We start from the raw sequence: 18,946 nt of genomic DNA, 5'->3' as shown, positions 1-18,946 counted from the left end.
AATATCAAATTTCAAGATCGCTTAAAACCGCTAATTTAATATTGAATCATCAAAAAATGCCATGTCTGCTAATTACCCGGCTTTAAATTATACCTTTACAGCACACAATGGAAGAAAGAAAATATTTAACTACCTGGAAACGATACCTCCCGGTAATTCGTTTGCACCTCAAAAAGAGCCTGGTGGAAGATCAAAGTTTTAAGCTCAATATTACAGATTTTGAATCGGCCGGGGACCGCGGGAAATCGGGCTATACTTTTAGCCTGGCTATGGATAACGGTAAGGTAACCAACAACATCAGCGGATCGGCAGTAGCACGCGACCTTTTTGAAGCACTAAAATCTGACGATGCCATCAAAGCACTGTTAGAAAATCGCAGCGTTAAAATAAGCGTAGGTAAAACCTTCTTATTAACTATAAAAACTACTCACGTATCTGCCTATAAATAGGCAATATTCATAATTGAAAATACAAAGAGCGATCAATTAAATGATCGCTTTTTGTATTTTATAAAGTGTTCGGGATAAAAAATGATGCGGTAAACATCACCCCGGTTATAAATATCGTAAAGTACAAAAAGGATTTTATCTCGTTAACGCTACGGCCTTTTTTCAACATCAGTGCGCTAACTGGTTCAACAAATAATAAAAGTATAGCTAAAGCCAACATAAAGCCCAGGGCCAGTTTTGCGCCCAATCCCCAAATTTCGCCCGAAAATTTATTATTGGCGAAAATTAAAAAATTAGATAGTGTCAGCACGTTCCATATTACAAACATTGCAATAGCTACGGGTATTTTAAATATCAGTCCGGAATTGGCCCTTGTAGTTTCAATCTCGCTCATAATATAATCCGGTACCTTATCAATATTGTTGAAAAAGCCAGTCTGTCGAATTTTTGTTATCAATTGGTTCGCTCCATCACCGCCAATAAAAACAATGTTGTCGTTATACTCTTTAACGCGGTGTTTTATGCGAATACCACTGCCTAAGAGTGAGAATGATGAGGCCGTCTCAATACTGATAATATCTGCCGGGGAAAAAACATAGCCGCCCATTATCGACGCGTTGATGGTAAGCTTATATTGATTTACGCTTAAATTGGCAAACGGCCAGGTTGCGCGTATCCTGCCAATATTAGCGCCTCCTGTTATTTTTATATCGTCATTAATATCCATGCTTTCGGTTTAAGTATGGTAAAGTTAGCAAAACATATTTGTGGCGCCATTGCCGTGAAAAAAGAAATCCGCCTCACAATTAAGCGAGGCGGATTTCTTTTTTTATGTATCTACGGATTAAATAGTGTTTGGTGTGTACACTTTTAATACACCATCACCTTCGCTGCTTACTACCAGTAAACTCTTTTTGGTAGGGCTGTTTTTAGCCGGGATGATCAATACACCTTCTGGCGCATCGCCTGTTTTTAGTAATTGCAGGTATACAGGTTTGGTTGGATCGGTAATATCATAAACCGCAACCGCGTCGGCACGTTCCATGCCTACAAATGCTACTTTTTTATTGCCTATTTTACCAATAGTGATACCTTCCGGCTCAACTGATTTGTCATCGCTGCGGCCGTCGTCGTATGCGTTTGCAGCAATTGTTTTAACATCCAGTTCGTTTTTGCTATCGAATACCTGTGTCCCATCATTACCATTCCAAACGCTGAATGAACGTGAACCCAATGAGTAAAGCGCATCAAAGTCGCCATCGTTATCAGTATCGCCCAGGGTAGTGGTAATATTAAGGCGACCCAGTTTGCCTTCTTTCTGCAAATTACTTGCATCAGGGAAAGCGGTCGCGTCGAGCTTAATGTCTTTTATCCTTTTTACTTCGGCAAAGGCATCATACTCACGGGCATCACCTTCATTGGCTGTAAATAAATATGGAATACCGTTTGCCTCGGTTACCGCGATAGCATCAGGCATATAAATACCTTTAACATTCCATTTTGCTAACTCCACTGAATTGTCATCCTTGTCGCTCACGTTAATTTCGTTACCGGCAAGGTTGTAATCTTTAAAGCCAAGCGGGAAGATGTTGGTGATGGTTTTTGAGGCGATATCAACTTTAGCGATAGCGTTGTTCTCCTGCAAGGTAACCCAAGCAGTTTTTGAATCGTCAGATATGGTGATGTACTCCGGCTCAATATCCTTTAAAAAGTTATTACCCGGACCAAATATCCTGAAACCTTTTGCCTTTAATTCAGCCTCTTTACTTGCAAATGCGGCGAAGTTGATAGTGGTAACCGTATAATTATCAGCTACAGATATTATAGATATTGAACCTTCAGGGTCATTGGTATAAGTAGTGTTCGGTTCGCCTTCGTTGGCGGTCATGATGTATTTGCCATCCGGCGAAAAGGTGATCATATCAGGCAATGCGCCAACGTTGATCACTTTTACCTCGCTGTAGTCGTCGGTTTTAAAAACAGCTACTTTACCGTTAGCTTGCTTGTCACTTGATTCGATAGCTGCGGCCAGTTTACCATTGCTTACCGCAACGCTGTTTACCGCGCCGCCATAAGGAGCCATCAATATAGAGTGGATCACGGTCATTTTTGATGGATCTTTAAAATCGATCACGTCAATTTTGTTTACGCCGCCGTTGTTTACCACAAACAGACGATTAGTGGCAGGGTCAAATGCCGAAATCTCTGCCGCGCCGGCTTCGCCAATGTCAAGTGTGCCTACCTCGGCAAAGGTGGCAGGGTCTTCATTAACAAAAAATTCGGGTTCTTCCGTTGGCGGATTGGTTGCAGGCTTGTCTTTTTTACAGCTTGCAAGGCCAACTAAAACAAGTAAAAATAGTAGATAACGTTTCATAGTGTGTTGAATTAGTGTAAGCGTCAAAACTATTAAGCCAGGGTTAAGAGTAATTAACATTAGCGTTAAGTGTTTGTTAATAATATCGATTGTATATACACCGTAGTTAATCCCTTAGCTGTAAATACAAGTTGATTTGACCTATAAGCATTTTAACATTGGCAAAAAAACAGCTTATAGGTATTAATATTATAATTTTAACACTGTTTATCTGCTATTTGCGTATATTTCGCCCACAGTATATGCCCCTTAAATACTTTATAATACGGCTAAGCATTCTTGTGTTTTTTTGCTGCGTTGCGGTCTATAATGCCTGTGCGCAATCTGTAACCGAGCTTAATTCCAAGTATGGTTTTTTTAGCAAACTCGAAACCAGCAGAGATACCAACCTGATAGACCAAGCCCAAAACCTGTATAAAGCTACCTGCCGAGAACTTAATGAAGCTACCGCCATGGCTCAGCTGGATAAGCTTACATTGCTGGCCCAAAACACAGCCAATAAACAACTGGAGTGCGCAGTTTATGATATGCGTGCCGATTATTACTCGGTAAATTATGGCTATAATTCCCAAAGCGATAATTACTATCAGGCTGCTGTTAATTTCGCACGTGAAAACGAGATGCCTATAGAAGAGGCCATCTACCTGCACCGTAAGGCCATTTATTACTCCATATTTAAACACAATACCCAAGCCATACGCTGTCTGCTGCAAGCGCTGGATATTTTTAAGAGAGTGGGGTATGAGAAAGTACCTAATATGAGCCTGTATTTTTTTCAAATGGGTGATTTTTATTATGGCATAGGCGATTACCATGCTGCATTAATTTACACCAACAGGGCCTTAAAGCACAACAAGCGCGATACCCGCCGAACCATTAATACCATTAACACCATGGGCCTTGTTTACCGTAACTGGAAACACTATGCCCGCGCGTTAACCTATTTTAACCAGGCTCTTGATATGGCCAAGCGACTGCGCGATAGCGCCTGGATGGGTATTACCAATGGCAATATTGGCTCGGTATATTTTATGCAGCGGCAATACGATAAGGCCATACCCTTTATTGAAAACGATTATAACGCATCATTAAAATACAAAGAATATAACAACGCTACGCTGGCCCTTTTACGCCTTACAACCATTGCGGCTTACAGAAACCAAGCAGCCAAAATGGGGGAGATGCTTAAGCAAGCCACGCAACTGATAGCCCTCGAAAAAGATTCACCTAATTTACTGGTGCATTTGTATGAGCTCAACTCTATTTACTACGAAAAAGCGGGCAGGTTGCAGGATGCGCTTAATTACCGCAAAAAGTTTGAGGCAACCAGATTTGCTTTAACCATGCGCGATAATGTGGCGGCGGTTGAAAGGGCGAGGCTCAATTTTGAACAGGAGAAATATAAAGCCCGCCTGCAGCAATTAAAGATAAACGCGCAGGTGCAATCGCTAAGGCGCAACAGTGTAATTATTGTATTGCTGTTGGTGACTATTATTATCGCCCTGATTTATAACCGTAAGCTACTGAAGATTCGCAAGGATAGCGAGATATTACTGATAGAGAAGAATAAGGCCGATGTTGACCTGAAGAATGCCACTTATGAGCTGATACGCTATACTCAAAACATACAGGAAAAGAACGACCTGATACAAAACTTTAAAACCGAGATAGACCAATTAAGCGTGCAATACGCCGATGATAAACGGGTGGAGCAACTGAACGACCTGATGCAAACCCACATCATGACGGATAAAAAGTGGAACGAGTTTAAGCAACTCTTCATGAAGGTTCATCCAGGCTTTTTCCCCCAGTTAAAAGAGGCCTACCCCAATATCAGCGAAACTGATGTACGCATGCTCTCGCTAATTAAACTTGGAATTAATAACCGCGAGATGGCCAATATGCTGGGTATAACTAACGAAGGGGTTAAAAAAGCTAAGCAGCGCCTCCGTAAAAAGATGAATATTAATGCCGAAGAAACCCTCGAAGGTATTATATCAAGCTTATAACAGTCTGTATAATAGCACTGTCCACTATCTGTCCACCTGTATAAAAATCGTTTGTCCACCATTTGTCCACCCTCTATTATTTCAGGCTGATGTATCGCGCTACTATCTTAGCGGTGCTTAATAAGCAATATTGTTACGTTGATTAAAATTCCCCTATTAATAAATTTAGTTGCCTCTTATGGATGCTCCGGCATCCATAAACTAATTTAAACTAACGATGAAACTGATGCAAACCGACAGGCAATGTCGTAAATGTAATAAAGGCACCTTAAGCACCCGCGTTAAGCGTGGCTTTTGGGTAAAGAGCTTACTCTTTTGGGTATCTATCAAACACTTTAAGTGTAGTTTTTGCGACCAAAAAACTTATGTGCTCGAAGAGCGCAATGGCAGCAAACAACTAACGAACCTTAACGTGAATTAGTGGGGTCGGCGCTCTTGCGGGAAGGGTCAAATCCGCGGAGCGCTATGACTTTTCCTGTATTAAATTAAATCAAAGGCACGGGCAAATTCGGCCAGCTCATAAGGTGTTTTTACTTTAAGCTTTTGCTTAATGTTACGGCGGTGCGTTTCAACTGTGGTGGATGAAATATGCAGCTGTTTACCAATTTCGCCTGCGCTTTGGCCTAATGCCAGCAGTTTTAAAACCTCACGTTCGCGCTTGCCCAGCAAGGTGAACTGCTGCGAGTTTTTGCGCAAAAAATTATTTTCGTCCAATAAACGGGATACTTTGGTTGTGATATGCTGTAGCGGATCAACAGGGAACGACATGGTGATGGTAAGCAAGGGTTTGTTATCAGCATCGCGCATAAATATGCGCATACTGCTCATGTGCCATATCCAGTTGCTGCCGGCGTTAATGCGTACCTGTTGAAAAAAGGTGATAGGATCATCGGTATTACGATCTAACATAGTACGGATAACAGGCATATATTGAGCGGCATCGGCGGCATTAAAGTACCTGGCATGGTATTCTTCAACACTTAAACCTGTTACTTCATCGAGCGAAATACCCAGCTGCTGCAAGCCACGTGGCGACATATACCTGATTTGGAATGAGCTGAGCTGGTGTATGATCACAACACCGGGCAGCATATCGGCAGTTTCGGCAATACGGGCAATAGCATTATTCATCCTCTCCTCTTGATGTGATAAGGCTGCGTGGTGGACTGGCATATACAATCAATAGTTTCTTAACCATCTAAATATAAGGCTAATGTTTAATTAATGTAACATAATTTTAATTCGCATTAAGAGTATGTACTTTAATTGTAAGCAATCAGTAAGAGCAATAGGCTCATTGAATGGTTGGTATTTCTGTAATTTTTCTATCCTGATGGTTTACTTTATTAGGTTATGGCTTTCGTTTCCCAACTTTTTTATAATACTTATAACACACCTGCCTGGTTTTAACTCTACAGCCATCTTTTTTTAATTTGGATAACAAACCGTGAAGGTTTTTGTGAAAATTGCACGGTTGTTCACAAATAATTAACAATCAGTATTTTAACAAAACCAACTGTGCGCTGTAGCACGTAGTTTGCTCTGTATATACCACTTATGAGCAACATGGTTAAAGGCAAAAAAGGTTACTACGGATATGTTGAACCCCCAAAACGGTTTGGCGTAACGCAGTACGTTGTAGCCATCAGTATTTTTTTAATTACTGCTTACGGTTTGTACCGGTGGTTTTACCCGCCCGGGTATGATATCGCTTTAACCGTGGCATCGAGCGTTAACAAAGGCGTTACGTTAAAGGTGGAAAACTTGAAAGATAAGTTTGTACCGCACAACTACCATGGCAGCATCGCCGTTACACCAGCCGAAGGTGATGATAATACTGTAACCCTTAAATTAAAAACAGATTCGCCGGCCAAAGGCGAACAGGTATTGCGTGGCATTGTGCGTAAATACAACGCTAAACACAGCAAGCCGGATAACCGGGTTAAGCGGGCTACCGAAGTTAAGGATAGTATACAGCTTGTTTCAAAACGACTGGCAAGTTATGCTTCGGCTAATGGTGAACAAACGGGGCGCGAACATATTGTGCAGGTGATAAAATCATTACAGGCGCTGGATTATTATGTTAAAAAGCCTATCGATCATTTCGAGCAGATTCCCAATACGTTTGAGGTAGATAGCAAGGTGATCATTACCCTGGTTGATTATTATAACAAACTGCAAAACGATAAACAGCACCTGTTGACTGCCGATTTTGACGTAAGCGATGAACTTGCTTTTGTAAACAAGCAACTGCTGGCCGTGCAAAACCAGTTAGATACCGGCATAAACGCCAATATATTAAAACTGCAAACCCGGCTGAACAACCGCAGCGCATTCAACAAAAGTTTTAAAGCCGAGCAAAACGAACTGTTAGCCATACAAACACGATTGCTGCACGAAAAAGCTCAGGAAACCCAATTAGATGCCGATACGCAATCGTTAAAAATTGTAGGTGAACCTGTTATAATGGTAGCACGACCGCCTTACCTGGCCATAGGTGCTTTAGCCCTGCTGATGGGCTTACTGTTTATGCTGGCCTATAATTATTTAGTGTTGGATGATAATAACTACCATATAGGTAAAGGATTGTAAAACAATAGTTTCACACTTTTTCGCTATGTGTTTACAACACTGTTGTATTGCTGAACAAGTACCTGTTTGCAGCGGTGCGGTAATTGCGACGAGCCATTAATCAATAAACTTAAAATACAATCGCATGAAAACAAAATTTTTAAAGATGACGGCACCGCTGTTGGCGGGTATGGCCGTGGTGGTATGTTCAATGGTTTACGCGCACGCTACGCCTAAACCGACAAAAGATAAAATTATCCCGGCCAAGGTATTAGCCGCCATGACGTTCAAAAACGTGGAGTTCGAGTTTAATAAAGCCACCGTGCCCGAAAGCGCGTATGCTACCTTAAACAAAGTAGCAAAATTAATGGTAGATAACGATGCTGCCTTAAAATTGGGTGGTTATGCCGATAACAAAGGGGGCTATGTATACAACTGGAAACTTTCAAAAGCACGTGCCGATGCTGTTAAGGCTTACCTGATAAAAAACGGGGCTAAAGAATCGCGCATTGCGGCTACCGAATATGGTTATACCAAACCCGTTGCTACCAATGCTACCGCTAATGGCCGTAAAAAGAACAGAAGGGTAGAGATCAAATTTGCCGAATAATACATGGCTTAACGAGCCACCTAAATAGAGATGACCATTTTTATGCTGATCATAAAAATGGTCATTTTTTTAATGAAGTGTATTGATAATGAGTGTTGTTATGCGAAATGTAGACTGTTGGACATACAACAACTTGTTTCACACTCGTATTCTTTAAAGGAGTGAATGTTGTGTATTTGTGAGGCCCTGGTTCACACCTTTTCGTTGCATTAGTTACCGTGAAACGATTGCCTGAACTCCAGCGGCGATACATTGGTTTTACGTTTGAACAGCTTATTGAACGATTGCGGGTGCTCAAAACCAAGCTGGTAAGCTATTTCGGCAATGGTGAGGTTGGTACTGCTCAATATATCTTTAGCTTTTTCAATCAGTTTATTATGGATGTGTTGCTGGGCGTTTTGGCCGGTAAGTACGCGCAGCATGTCACTCAAATAACGCGGCGAAACATTCAGTTCGTCGGCTATTTGCTGTACTGATGGCAGGCCGGAGAGCAATGATTTTTCCGAATCGAAATAGTTTTCAAGCAGATCTTCCAGCTGGCTTAGCAAATCGTGGTTAACAGCCTTTCGGGTTATAAACTGCCGGTTATAATAACGGTTACTATAGTTTAGCAACAGCTCAATTTGTGATACGATCACATCCTGGCTATACTGATCAATGGGCAATTCCAGCTCTTCCTGGATGCTTTTGAATATCCTGATGATGGTTTCCTTTTCCTTTTCGGATGGATGCAGGGCTTCAGATGCAGTGTACGAAAAGAAGCCGTAATTTTTGATGCTCTTGCCCAGCGGATAGTTCCTGATAAAATCGGGGTGGAACATCAGCGAAAACCCCTCATAGTCAAGTGCCGGTTCTATATTTGAAACTATTTGATTGGGTGATATAAAGCACAGCCCGCCTTCGTCAAAGTCATAATACTGCTGTCCGTACTTTATTTTGCCCGAAAAATGTTTTTTGTACGATATCTTATAAAGATTGGTCATCATACCCTTTGATAGCTCGGTGGTATCGGCAGTAATATTTTTATAATCATTTAGCGCTATCAGCGGGTGCAGCGGTTTGGGCAGGCCCAAAGCCTGGTTTAACTCGGCAACCGAATTGAAAATGTATGGGGGCTTGTGCTCTGCTTTCATCTTATTTACTTATAAAGTAGCCATATCTATCACAAAACGGTACAGTACATCGCCTTTCAGCATGCGCTCGAACGCGGAATGTATATCTTTTATGTTGATCAACTCAATGTCGCACACAATGTTGTGTTCGGCACAAAAATCGAGCATTTCCTGTGTTTCGGGCAGGCCACCTGCGCCCGAACCGGCTACTACTTTATTACCGGTAGCCAGGCTGAAAGATGATAGCTTCCATGGTTCGGCAGGCATACCCACGTTAATGTACACGCCATTGGTTTTCAATAAAGCAAGGTACGGATTGATATCATGATCGGCGGCCACGGTATCGATAATAAAATGGAACGATTTCAGCGCCTCTTTCATTTGCGCCTCATCTTTAGTCACCACAAAATGGTGCGCGCCCAGTTTTTTGGCGGCTTCGGCTTTGTTAGGGGAGGTGCTTAATACAGTTACTTCGGCACCGAAAGCCACACCAAATTTTACGGCCATGTGCCCTAAGCCGCCTAAACCAACTACGGCCAGTTTATGGCCTGTACCAACTTTCCATTTACGTAGGGGCGAGTAGGTGGTAATGCCCGCGCAAAGCAGGGGAGCTACCGCCGCGAAATCAAGCTTTTCGGCCACATGCAGGGCGAAATGTTCGGGCACTACAATGTTGCTGGCGTAACCGCCATAAGCGGGAGTTCCGGTTTTATCGAGATTGTTGTAGGTAAGCACCGGGCTTACGCTGCAAAATTGTTCCTGTCCGTTCAGACAATCTTCGCAGTGCAGGCACGAATCAACCATTACACCAACGGCTGCACGGTCGCCCTGTTTAAAGTTTTTAACGTGACTGCCAACCGCGGCAACATGGCCAACAATTTCGTGCCCCGGCACCATCGGGAAGATGCCCGGGAACCACTCGTTGCGGGTGAGGTGAATATCGGTATGGCAAACACCGCAATAGGCTATATTAATGAGTACATCATGCGGGCCAAGCTCGCGTCGTTCAAAATTCCATGGGGTTAAATCGCTTTCTGCGCTTTGTGCTGCATATCCTTTGGCTGCTATCATGAGTTTCTTAGTTTTTGATACAGCAAAGATGCCGTATAAGTACAAGAGAAGTGTAGCCGTTTTGGTTTTTGTTGTATCCAAAATGACCGCCGTTTTTAACTCATTTCAACCTGAAAACTGAAAAATAAATTATATAACTTAAAAATAAGTTGTAAAACTTAAAATTTAGTTATAGGTTTGTTGTATGGAAGAGTTAACCAAAACCGAAGAGCATATTATGCAGGTGATATGGAGGCTAAAAAAGGCCTTTGTAAAGGATATTATTGAAGCCCTGCCCGATGACCCTAAACCGCCTTACAATACCATATCATCGGTAGTGCGGCTGCTCGAAAAAAAAGGGTATGTGGGCTACAAGGCCTATGGTAAAACGTACGAGTATTTCGCCCTTATTTCAAAGGCCGATTATCGTAAGGTATCGTTCAAAAAAATGTTATCGGGCTATTTCGATAATTCGGCCGAAAGCCTGTTATCATTTATGGTAAAAGAGCAAAAGCTTGGCGAAGACGAGATCAGGAAGATACAGGACATCATCAACCAAAATACCTCAAAATGAAAACACTCATCTATCTGCTCCAGGTATCGGCCTGTACCGGGCTGTTCTACCTGTTCTACTTTTTATGTTTGCGCAGGTTAACGTTCTTTACGCTTAACCGCTGGTATCTGATAAGTTCGCTGGCGCTAAGCTTTGTAATACCGGCGCTTAGCATACCCGTAAGTGCCGTGCCCCAAGTAATAGTGCAGCAACCCATTATGCAGCAATACGTGGCCCCGCAGGTACAGCAGCAAATAACAGTAACCGCGCCCGTTGCGGCAGAGGAAGGTATTAATTGGATGGAGTTGATCAAGATAGGTTACTACATAGCTGCCGTAGCATCCATGGCGCAGTTGCTGATCACCCTGGCGGTATTTGCCATACGTGCCAGGGGCGAAAAACTGATGCAGATAGGTAATGTAAAAGTGCTTAAAAACAGGGGCAAGGGCACCAATAGTTCGTTCATGAACATCGTATTTTTAAACGACGATGAGCTTGATGCCGACGAGATTAAGCAGATACTGGCGCACGAGATGCTGCATGTAAGGCTCTTCCATTCGGCAGACAGGCTGCTGGTACGCTTGGTGCAGATCATTCTGTGGTTCAATCCTTTTGTTTACGCCTACATCCGTTCTGTAGAAGAGAACCACGAGTTTGAGGTAGATCAAATAGCTGCCCGCGATGCTGATAAAGGCATGTATGCCAATTTGCTGCTCCGGCTTTCAATTGCCGATAACAACCTGTTATACCACAGTTTTAGTAAGGTGCCGCTTAAAATGCGCATCAGTATGTTGTTCAACAAACCCTCATCAAATATGAAAAAGTTAATTTACGTACTTATGCTGCCGGTGGCAGTGGTAAGCTGTTTGGCCTTCGCCAATTTTAAAACCGATAACGGTAAACAGCAACAGCAGCGTATCAGCGCCGTTGGCAAGCTGGATAAACTGGGTCCGCACCCGCTGGTAATTATCCAGGGGAAGGAATACAGCGACGAACTATTGTACACCATCAGCGGCTCGTGTATATCATCATCCAGCATTACAGCTGCGGGCAAGGATACCAAATACGGCGCTAAGGGTAAAGATGGCGTGGTGGAGATAAGAACAAACGGCAAAATTGTAAAAATGACGGCCATTGAAAAAGGAAATCTCATTAAAGAAGCCGCCGTTCCCGAAGGACAGTTTTACACCCGCCTGCGTTTAAAGAACAACGACGGTACCGAGTTTGATAAAGTAATATTCCACATGCCATCGGGTGGTGGTATGAGCAATGATTTGCAAACAGGCGAAATACCTGCCTATGTGATAGATAATAAATTGTACACCGAAGCGGATATGGCTAAAATTGAAGAAATAGTAAAAGCCAACGCCATTAAAAACTTTGGTACAGGTAACGTAAGCTATAAAAGCACGGATTTGAAGGTAGATCTTAAAGGGTATAACAACTTCTTTTACTTTACTACCGATACTACCAAGTACAGGCAAAAAGTAAAGCGCTCGGCTGCTTACTTAAAAAGTACTGCCGAAACCGAGGTGTTTAAAAACTCTGCCGAGTTTAAGCAAAAAACGGAAGCCTCTAATCTTGTGCTCGGCAAAGCGCAGCAATACAAAGTAACCGGCCAATATGATAGTGTAGGGCCGCATGGCAAGGCATCGGGCTATAAATTAACTACCGGCGGTTACGAGTATACCATGCGTACCCAATACGGGCAGGAAAAGCAATTAAAAGGCGAGCTGAAAACCGGTGATATGATAACGCTTACCGCCTTTAGTACAGTTACCGGTAAGGGTACACCGGTAGATATACAGCCGGCCAGTATAGTTAAAAACGGTGAAAAGATATTCCAACTGGTTGAGGCCGATAAAATACCTCAATACCCGTTCTTGTACGAAGTTAACAAGGTACGCTTTACCGACGGGCAGGTAACATCCATCCAAAAATATCCTAACGGGAAATGGAAAAGCGCCGTGGTTGAAGTGGTGAACGGCTACAAAATAAAGTTCAATATAAAACCCAATGCACCGACATTTGACGGCATTGAGCAAGGCGATCACGTACGTTTCCGCTTTGTAAACGAGGTGAAAACAGGTACTAAAGAATATACCGTAAATAATTGGGTGTCGCTATCTGCCGATATTAAAAACTACGGGATCAAAAACCCGGATGTGTTCTATAAATTTTACGAGAAAGCCTGAGGGGTAGATTTAGATTCAGGAATTGAGAATCAGAAAACAAGATCTAAAGAAAGTTAAAAAAACGCGTCATTGCGAGGAACGAAGCAATCCCCAACTATACAGAGCCGCTCTGTAGATCGGAGATTGCTTCGTTCCTCCTCGCATGACGCGTTTTTTATTTCATAACAAACAAAAAAGCCAGGAACCAAAACAATATAACTCGTCCTGATTCCTGACTCTTAATTCTTGTATCGCAGCAACTATACGTTAAACCTGAAGTGCATAATGTCGCCATCCTGCACTATGTAGCTTTTACCTTCTACGGCCATTTTGCCATTTTCTTTAATCACAGCTTCTGATCCGTTGAATTTTACGAAATCCTCGTATTTGATCACCTCGGCACGGATAAAACCTTTCTCAAAGTCGGTATGGATAACCCCTGCTGCCTGTGGCGCGGTAAAACCCTGGGTGATGGTCCAGGCGCGTACTTCCTGCACACCTGCGGTAAAGTAAGTGGCCAGGTTAAGCAAGCGGTAAGCCGCTTTGATCAGTTTGTTTACGCCTGATTCTGTTAACCCAAGGTCATTCAAAAATTCCTGACGTTCTTCGTACGATTCCAGTTCGGCAATTTCAGCTTCTATCTGCGCGGAAATAACCAGTACTTCGGCACCTTCTTCTTTAGCTACGGCCTTTACTTTTTCAACATAAGCGTTGCCTGTAGCTACCGAACCTTCGTCAACATTACAAACGTACATCACCGGTTTTGCGGTAAGCAGCCAAATATCGGCAATGTATTCTTTATCTTCTTCTTCAACAGGGGCGGTACGCGCGCTTTTGCCGGTAAGCAGGTGGTTTTTGTAAACCGTAAGCACGTCATAAGTTTTTTTAGCTTCCTTATCGCCGCCTGTTTTGGCCATTTTTTCTACCTTCTGGATCTTCTTTTCTATCGAATCCAAATCTTTCAACTGCAATTCGGTATCAATGATCTCTTTATCGCGAATAGGGTCAACCGAGCCGTCAACGTGTATCACATTATCGTTATCAAAGCAACGCAACACATGGAGAATGGCGTTTGTAGCACGTATGTTAGCCAAAAACTGGTTACCTAAGCCTTCACCTTTGCTGGCGCCTTTTACTAAACCGGCAATGTCAACAATCTCAATAACATTGGGTACAATGCTTTTAGGGTTAACTATTTCGGTGAGTTTTGTAAGGCGCTCATCGGGCACGGTAATTACGCCCACGTTTGGCTCAATAGTGCAAAACGGAAAGTTGGCAGCCTGTGCCTTGGCGTTTGATAAGCAATTAAAAAGTGTTGATTTGCCCACGTTTGGTAAACCAACTATACCACATTGTAAACCCATTTTTTATGTATAAAGTTGTGTGTAGTTAGCGGTTAATAAGCCATAGCTGCAATGGTTTAACACTGCGGGTTACGGGCTTGCGGCTATCTACTAAATTCGCGCAAAGATAACAGAAAAAAGTTGCCTTGTAATTTGAAAAAATAAACGACTTTTGCGGGCATAAAAGCAAACAGAAGTTAAATATGTAACAGGGGAGTTTTATGGAAGAAATGGTTGACCAAGTAGTGGAATTGCTGGAGCAGGAGAATAATGAAGAAGCACTACGTGAATATCTGAACAACCTAAATATATCAGATGTTGAAGAGCTGATAGATGAACTTCCGGAACATGGCCCCCGTTTTATTGAAACCCTGTCGCTTAACCGCGCTGTAAACGTATTCCGTATCCTCGATTTTCCAAAGCAGGAGCGTATCATCAAAAAACTTTCGGGCGAGAGGGTAACCGGCATCATTAACGAATTGCCGCCCGATGACCGTACCGCTTTTTTCAGCGAGTTACATGGCGATGCCGTAGCCAAACTGATACTGCACCTGCCGCCTGCCGAACGCAAGGAAGCACTTTCATTATTAGGTTACGAAGAGGATAGCGTAGGCCGTATGATGACGCCCGATTATATCGCCGTAAAAAAAGAATGGGACGTAAGCCGGGTACTATCGCACATCAGGCGCTTTGGTAAAAACTCCGAAACCATTGATGTGATCTACGTGGTTGATAATAACCGCGTATTGCTGGATGATATCCGGATCCGCGAGATCTTATTGGTAAAACCTGAAACCAAGATAAGCGACCTGATGGACGGGCGCCTCATTTCCCTCAATGCAAACGATCCGCAGGAGGATGCCATCAATATATTCAGGATGAATAACCGTGTGGCTTTGCCCGTGGTTGACAGTGAGAATATTTTGCTGGGTATAGTAACGGTAGATGATATCCTTTGGATAGCCAACGAAGAGTATACCGAAGACATACAAAAGATAGGTGGTACCGAAGCGCTGGACGAACCGTACCTGGATGTATCGCTGCTTACCCTGGTTAAAAAGCGGGTAGGCTGGCTTATTATATTGTTTTTAGGGGAGATGCTTACCGCCACGGCAATGGGTTATTTTGAACATGCTATAGAAAAAGCGGTAGTGCTGGCGTTGTTTATCCCGTTGATCATTTCCAGCGGTGGTAACAGCGGTTCGCAGGCATCTACCTTAATTATACAGGCCATGGCGCTTGGCGAAGTTACCCTGAGCGATTGGTGGCGCGTAATGCGCCGCGAGCTGCTGGCGGGCTTTATGCTGGGGCTAACGCTGGGCGTAATAGGCTTTATGCGTATCTACGTGTGGACGCTGTTTTCTAATATATATGGTCCGCATTGGTTTTTGGTTGGTCTTACAGTAGGTATAGCGCTGATAGGGGTGGTGCTTTGGGGATCGTTATCGGGTTCCATGCTCCCTCTACTGCTCAAAAAGCTTGGCGCCGACCCTGCTACCTCATCGGCCCCTTTTGTTGCAACCCTTGTAGATGTTACCGGTTTGGTGATCTACTTCTCGGTAGCGGTAATGCTGATGAAGGGTACCATGATGTAAAATAAGGTGGGTTAGAGCTGATTAATATTGACTCATAATCTTGACTCACCCCGACATCGCTTCGCTCGTCACCCCTCTCTCCGCAAGCGGAACGAGGGGTTTTGTATTTTTTATTACTCTCGCCCTCTTTGCGGCAAAGCCGGAGAGAGGGTGGTCCAGCGAAGTGTAGACCGGGTGAGTTAGCTATGCGATTTACCCCTAAACGCGACACCCGCTGATTAATCGCCGGAGGATTTAAACATTTATCTGTAAGTTGATATCCCCACCCACATTAAATAAAAAAGCCCTGCGGTTAACAGGGCTTCACAAAGAAAATAAGTTTATAATAGTATCTTATTAAAAGGAGAAATCTTCATCGGCGCGGGCTGTTTCAGGGGTTTCGTTAAATTCATAACGTTTTTCCTGAACATCCTGGTGGGCTTTGATGTAATCTACCGTGTCTTTTAAACCTTCGGCAAATTTTTCGAAATCTTCTTTGTACAGAAATATCTTGTGCTTAATAAATACACCATCCTCCAAACGCTTTTTGCTTTCGGTAATGGTTACATAGTAATCGTTTGACCGGGTTGCTTTTACATCGAAAAAATAAGTCCTTTTCCCTGCTCTTACCTTCTTTGAGAAAACCTCTTCACGCTCTCTGTTTTCAAAATCTCCCATGTGTATAAGTGTTGTAATTTAGTTTTGACTGGCATAAATATAAATATTTTTTCAATCCACAACTACTTTAATAACATTATTATCATTTTTTTTAAACTTTTGCAACGGCCGGATTGTATGCGCTAAGCGTAAATTCAGCAAACAATCGATAACGGTGTTTTAAACACTGTGGTTGTAATTATGACGGATACAATAAAATAAGATGGATTTTTTGAAGATTACGGCCGGTTAGGCATTCTCTTCTTCAAGCAACTGGCTTTCGTAAAGCTCAAAATAAACGCTTTTTTGCTGCATCAGTTCGTTGTGGTTGCCTTGCTCAATTATGCGGCCGTTATCAATAACCAGTATTTTATCGGCGTTTTTTATGGTTGATATACGGTGCGATATGATGATACTGGTACGCCCCTGCATTACGCGGCCAAGGTTGTTCAGTATCTCTTCTTCGGTTTTGGTATCCACAGCCGAAAGGCAATCATCAAACACCATAATTTGCGGGCCTTTCATAATTGCTCTCGCTATTGATACACGCTGTTTTTGTCCGCCCGAAAGGGTAAGACCGCGCTCGCCGATGAGTGTGGTAAAGCCGTTTTCCAGCTCAATGATGTTATTATATACGGCAGCATCTTTGGCGGCTTGCTCTACTTTGGGCATATCCAGCTTATCAGCACTGAAAGCGATATTGTTGGCAATGGTATCCGAAAACAGAAAAACATCCTGCGGTACAAAGCCGGTTTGCGAGCGGAAACTGTTCAGGTCGAGATTTTGCAGCAGGGTATTATCAACGCGTATTTCGCCGCCTGTGGTATCATACATGCGCATCAGTAAATTAGCGATGGTTGATTTGCCCGAACCCGTACGGCCGATAATGGCTACCAACTCGCCGGGTTTAACCGAAAAGGATACATCGTCCAAAGCCTTAATGCCTGTATCGGGATAGGTGAACGATACATTCTTGAACTCGATATTACCCTCTATAGTTTTTTTGATGCCATGGGGCGATGTAACCTCGGGCTGTTCTTTTAAAAACTCGTTGATGCGTTTTTGCGAAGCTGCGGCACGTTGTATCAGCGAGGTTACCCAACCCAGCGCCATCACCGGAAAGGTGAGCTGGTTTACATAAACAATAAACTCGGCAATGTTGCCGGGCGTGATATTGCCTTTCATTACCTCTACACCGCCTACATATATGGTAATTACATTGCTAAGCCCTACTAACAGCAGCATCAGCGGAAAAAACATCGCCTGGATCTTCACCAGCGACATGGAGTGCTTTTTATAATCTTCACTTTCGGCCGCGAAACTTTTACGTACAAAGCCTTCGCGCACGTAAGATTTGATCACCCTGATACCCGAAAAGTTTTCCTGCACAAAGCTCGATAGGGAAGACAATCTTTCCTGGATCTGCTCGCTGCGGTAATTGATGATATTGTTTACGTAATAAATAATAAAGGCCAGCACGGGCATGGGCAGCACCGAATATACAGCCAGCCTCACGTTTACGGTAAGCATGGCGTAAATAGCCAGCACAAACAGCACTACCGTATTAATGGTATACATAATGCCCGGGCCGAGGTACATCCGCACGCGGCTCACATCCTCGGTAACACGGTTCATGAGGTCGCCGGTATTGTGGCGGCGGTAAAAGGCCAGCGAAAGCAGCTGATAATGGTTGTAAATTTCGTTCTTAAGATCGTATTCGATATGCCGCGACATCAGAATGATGGTTTGCCGCATAAAAAACAGGAATAAGCCCCTGATTAAAGCCAACACCAGCACCAACACCCCAAAAAGAAACAAGCTTGAACCGAAGATATCATACACGATATGCTGCCTGTTAAAGCCCGAATAAAGCTTGTAGGTGGCAATATTTTCGGTAACAAGATCAAACGCCACCCGTATCACCTGTGCCGGCAATACCGCGAAGATGTTGGATATCACCACGAAAATAATACCCGGAATTAATCTCCAGCGGTATTTGTAAAAGAATTTATTCAGGTAAGCAAGGTGTTTCATAAAGCTCACGGCAAATGTAAACAATTTAGCCAAGCGGTTTTGCGATGAGTTGTCAGTGTTGAGTAGTTATTGGAGAGCAGGGAAAATAATAGGAGTTTTCAGCTTCCCCTCCCTGGAGGGGAAGGGCAGATTGTGCGAGGGCAGGGGTGGGTTTCTTCGCCATGCTGAAGATTGCACATGCAGATAACTCCAGCTCTGCCACCACACTAACCCTTGCACCCCATCCTCGGGGAACATAGCCTTTAAGTAAGCCGCATAGTTAACTCACCCGGTCTACGCTTCGCTGGACCTGCCCTCTCTGCGCAAGCGCAAAGAGGGCAAGAAGAAACAGAAAATACATAAACCCCTCTTTACGCTTGCGTAGAGGTACTGTCTTTAAAAGCAAATAATATTTAATAATTTTGATCATTCAATGAGGGCCTCCACTTGGAAGTTC

At 43.3% G+C, this 18,946-nt stretch carries 16 protein-coding genes; 8 read left to right on the top strand and 8 right to left on the bottom strand.

From position 1 onward, the window contains the following. Positions 1-107: 107 nt before the first annotated feature. Positions 108-449, top strand: coding sequence for a hypothetical protein (locus tag AC07NA_RS22480; protein ID WP_345214090.1), 342 nt, complete (start codon positions 108-110; stop codon positions 447-449). 58 nt (positions 450-507) lie between these two features. On the opposite strand, the gene AC07NA_RS22475 is transcribed toward AC07NA_RS22480, so the two are convergent. Together AC07NA_RS22475 and AC07NA_RS22470 are read right to left on the bottom strand one after the other, a co-directional pair. Next, complete coding sequence (locus AC07NA_RS22475; RefSeq protein WP_494899946.1) at positions 508-1,176, bottom strand: hypothetical protein; 669 nt, start codon at positions 1,174-1,176, stop codon at positions 508-510. 117 nt (positions 1,177-1,293) lie between these two features. Further along, positions 1,294-2,823, bottom strand: coding sequence for a choice-of-anchor I family protein (locus AC07NA_RS22470; protein ID WP_494899944.1), 1,530 nt, complete (start codon positions 2,821-2,823; stop codon positions 1,294-1,296). Positions 2,824-3,065: 242 nt separating this feature from the next. On the opposite strand from AC07NA_RS22470, the gene AC07NA_RS22465 reads away from it, so the two are divergent. Both AC07NA_RS22465 and AC07NA_RS22460 read left to right on the top strand, forming a co-directional pair. Beyond that, the gene (locus tag AC07NA_RS22465; RefSeq protein ID WP_494899942.1) at positions 3,066-4,832 is read left to right on the top strand and encodes a tetratricopeptide repeat protein; all 1,767 of its coding nucleotides are present in this window, start codon (positions 3,066-3,068) and stop codon (positions 4,830-4,832) included. A 217-nt stretch (positions 4,833-5,049) separates the two neighbouring features. Next, positions 5,050-5,253: a hypothetical protein gene (locus AC07NA_RS22460; RefSeq protein WP_494899941.1), complete on the top strand. Its 204-nt coding sequence runs from the start codon at positions 5,050-5,052 to the stop codon at positions 5,251-5,253. A gap of 59 nt (positions 5,254-5,312) precedes the next feature. Here AC07NA_RS22460 and AC07NA_RS22455 read toward each other — a convergent pair whose 3' ends face one another. After that, positions 5,313-6,005, bottom strand: coding sequence for a response regulator transcription factor (locus tag AC07NA_RS22455; RefSeq protein ID WP_494899939.1), 693 nt, complete (start codon positions 6,003-6,005; stop codon positions 5,313-5,315). Between the two features lie 384 nt (positions 6,006-6,389). Between AC07NA_RS22455 and AC07NA_RS22450 the strand changes: the two genes are divergently transcribed. Together AC07NA_RS22450 and AC07NA_RS22445 are read left to right on the top strand one after the other, a co-directional pair. Next, positions 6,390-7,424, top strand: a complete 1,035-nt coding sequence (locus tag AC07NA_RS22450) for a hypothetical protein (RefSeq protein ID WP_494899938.1) — start codon at positions 6,390-6,392, stop codon at positions 7,422-7,424. A gap of 124 nt (positions 7,425-7,548) precedes the next feature. Then, positions 7,549-8,013 (top strand): OmpA family protein, encoded by a 465-nt coding sequence (locus AC07NA_RS22445; RefSeq protein ID WP_494899937.1) that lies wholly within the window; start codon positions 7,549-7,551, stop codon positions 8,011-8,013. 209 nt (positions 8,014-8,222) lie between these two features. On the opposite strand, the gene AC07NA_RS22440 is transcribed toward AC07NA_RS22445, so the two are convergent. Together AC07NA_RS22440 and AC07NA_RS22435 are read right to left on the bottom strand one after the other, a co-directional pair. Next, complete coding sequence (locus AC07NA_RS22440) at positions 8,223-9,146, bottom strand: helix-turn-helix domain-containing protein (RefSeq protein WP_494899936.1); 924 nt, start codon at positions 9,144-9,146, stop codon at positions 8,223-8,225. A 9-nt stretch (positions 9,147-9,155) separates the two neighbouring features. Further along, complete coding sequence (locus AC07NA_RS22435; protein WP_494899935.1) at positions 9,156-10,196, bottom strand: NAD(P)-dependent alcohol dehydrogenase; 1,041 nt, start codon at positions 10,194-10,196, stop codon at positions 9,156-9,158. Between the two features lie 184 nt (positions 10,197-10,380). On the opposite strand from AC07NA_RS22435, the gene AC07NA_RS22430 reads away from it, so the two are divergent. Both AC07NA_RS22430 and AC07NA_RS22425 read left to right on the top strand, forming a co-directional pair. After that, a complete protein-coding gene (locus tag AC07NA_RS22430) occupies positions 10,381-10,749 on the top strand; it encodes a BlaI/MecI/CopY family transcriptional regulator (RefSeq protein ID WP_494899933.1) in 369 nt (122 codons plus the stop codon). Beyond that, on the top strand, positions 10,746-12,923 hold the full coding sequence (locus AC07NA_RS22425; RefSeq protein WP_494899932.1) for a M56 family metallopeptidase: 2,178 nt from the start codon (positions 10,746-10,748) through the stop codon (positions 12,921-12,923). Before AC07NA_RS22430 ends, AC07NA_RS22425 begins: the two co-directional genes overlap by 4 nt. Positions 12,924-13,162: 239 nt before the next feature. Here the strand turns inward: AC07NA_RS22425 and ychF are convergent, their stop codons facing one another. Beyond that, positions 13,163-14,266, bottom strand: coding sequence for a redox-regulated ATPase YchF (gene ychF / locus AC07NA_RS22420; protein WP_494899930.1), 1,104 nt, complete (start codon positions 14,264-14,266; stop codon positions 13,163-13,165). A gap of 200 nt (positions 14,267-14,466) precedes the next feature. Between ychF and mgtE the strand changes: the two genes are divergently transcribed. Then, positions 14,467-15,840: a magnesium transporter gene (mgtE, locus tag AC07NA_RS22415; protein ID WP_494899929.1), complete on the top strand. Its 1,374-nt coding sequence runs from the start codon at positions 14,467-14,469 to the stop codon at positions 15,838-15,840. A 336-nt stretch (positions 15,841-16,176) separates the two neighbouring features. On the opposite strand, the gene AC07NA_RS22410 is transcribed toward mgtE, so the two are convergent. Together AC07NA_RS22410 and AC07NA_RS22405 are read right to left on the bottom strand one after the other, a co-directional pair. Then, positions 16,177-16,497 (bottom strand): DUF3276 family protein, encoded by a 321-nt coding sequence (locus AC07NA_RS22410; RefSeq protein ID WP_345214101.1) that lies wholly within the window; start codon positions 16,495-16,497, stop codon positions 16,177-16,179. Between the two features lie 228 nt (positions 16,498-16,725). After that, entirely contained in the window at positions 16,726-18,510 is a 1,785-nt protein-coding gene (locus AC07NA_RS22405; RefSeq protein WP_345214102.1) for an ABC transporter ATP-binding protein, read from the bottom strand. Between the last annotated feature and the right edge of the window lie 436 nt (positions 18,511-18,946).

Source organism: Mucilaginibacter sp. GW821-FHT07G05, assembly GCF_059418565.1.
This window is presented reverse-complemented; position numbering and strand designations above follow the sequence as displayed.

Bases quoted from the DNA above. Each gene is read 5' to 3' on its own strand.
- AC07NA_RS22440 (WP_494899936.1), bottom strand. From the start codon at position 9,146: ATGAAAGCAGAGCACAAGCCCCCATACATTTTCAATTCGGTTGCCGAG.
- AC07NA_RS22460 (WP_494899941.1), top strand. From the start codon at position 5,050: ATGAAACTGATGCAAACCGACAGGCAATGTCGTAAATGTAATAAAGGC.
- AC07NA_RS22475 (WP_494899946.1), bottom strand. From the start codon at position 1,176: ATGGATATTAATGACGATATAAAAATAACAGGAGGCGCTAATATTGGC.
- ychF (WP_494899930.1), bottom strand. From the start codon at position 14,266: ATGGGTTTACAATGTGGTATAGTTGGTTTACCAAACGTGGGCAAATCA.
- AC07NA_RS22435 (WP_494899935.1), bottom strand. From the start codon at position 10,196: ATGATAGCAGCCAAAGGATATGCAGCACAAAGCGCAGAAAGCGATTTA.
- mgtE (WP_494899929.1), top strand. From the start codon at position 14,467: ATGGAAGAAATGGTTGACCAAGTAGTGGAATTGCTGGAGCAGGAGAAT.
- AC07NA_RS22450 (WP_494899938.1), top strand. From the start codon at position 6,390: ATGAGCAACATGGTTAAAGGCAAAAAAGGTTACTACGGATATGTTGAA.
- AC07NA_RS22470 (WP_494899944.1), bottom strand. From the start codon at position 2,823: ATGAAACGTTATCTACTATTTTTACTTGTTTTAGTTGGCCTTGCAAGC.
- AC07NA_RS22480 (WP_345214090.1), top strand. From the start codon at position 108: ATGGAAGAAAGAAAATATTTAACTACCTGGAAACGATACCTCCCGGTA.
- AC07NA_RS22445 (WP_494899937.1), top strand. From the start codon at position 7,549: ATGAAAACAAAATTTTTAAAGATGACGGCACCGCTGTTGGCGGGTATG.
- AC07NA_RS22410 (WP_345214101.1), bottom strand. From the start codon at position 16,497: ATGGGAGATTTTGAAAACAGAGAGCGTGAAGAGGTTTTCTCAAAGAAG.
- AC07NA_RS22405 (WP_345214102.1), bottom strand. From the start codon at position 18,510: ATGAAACACCTTGCTTACCTGAATAAATTCTTTTACAAATACCGCTGG.
- AC07NA_RS22430 (WP_494899933.1), top strand. From the start codon at position 10,381: ATGGAAGAGTTAACCAAAACCGAAGAGCATATTATGCAGGTGATATGG.
- AC07NA_RS22455 (WP_494899939.1), bottom strand. From the start codon at position 6,005: ATGCCAGTCCACCACGCAGCCTTATCACATCAAGAGGAGAGGATGAAT.
- AC07NA_RS22425 (WP_494899932.1), top strand. From the start codon at position 10,746: ATGAAAACACTCATCTATCTGCTCCAGGTATCGGCCTGTACCGGGCTG.
- AC07NA_RS22465 (WP_494899942.1), top strand. From the start codon at position 3,066: ATGCCCCTTAAATACTTTATAATACGGCTAAGCATTCTTGTGTTTTTT.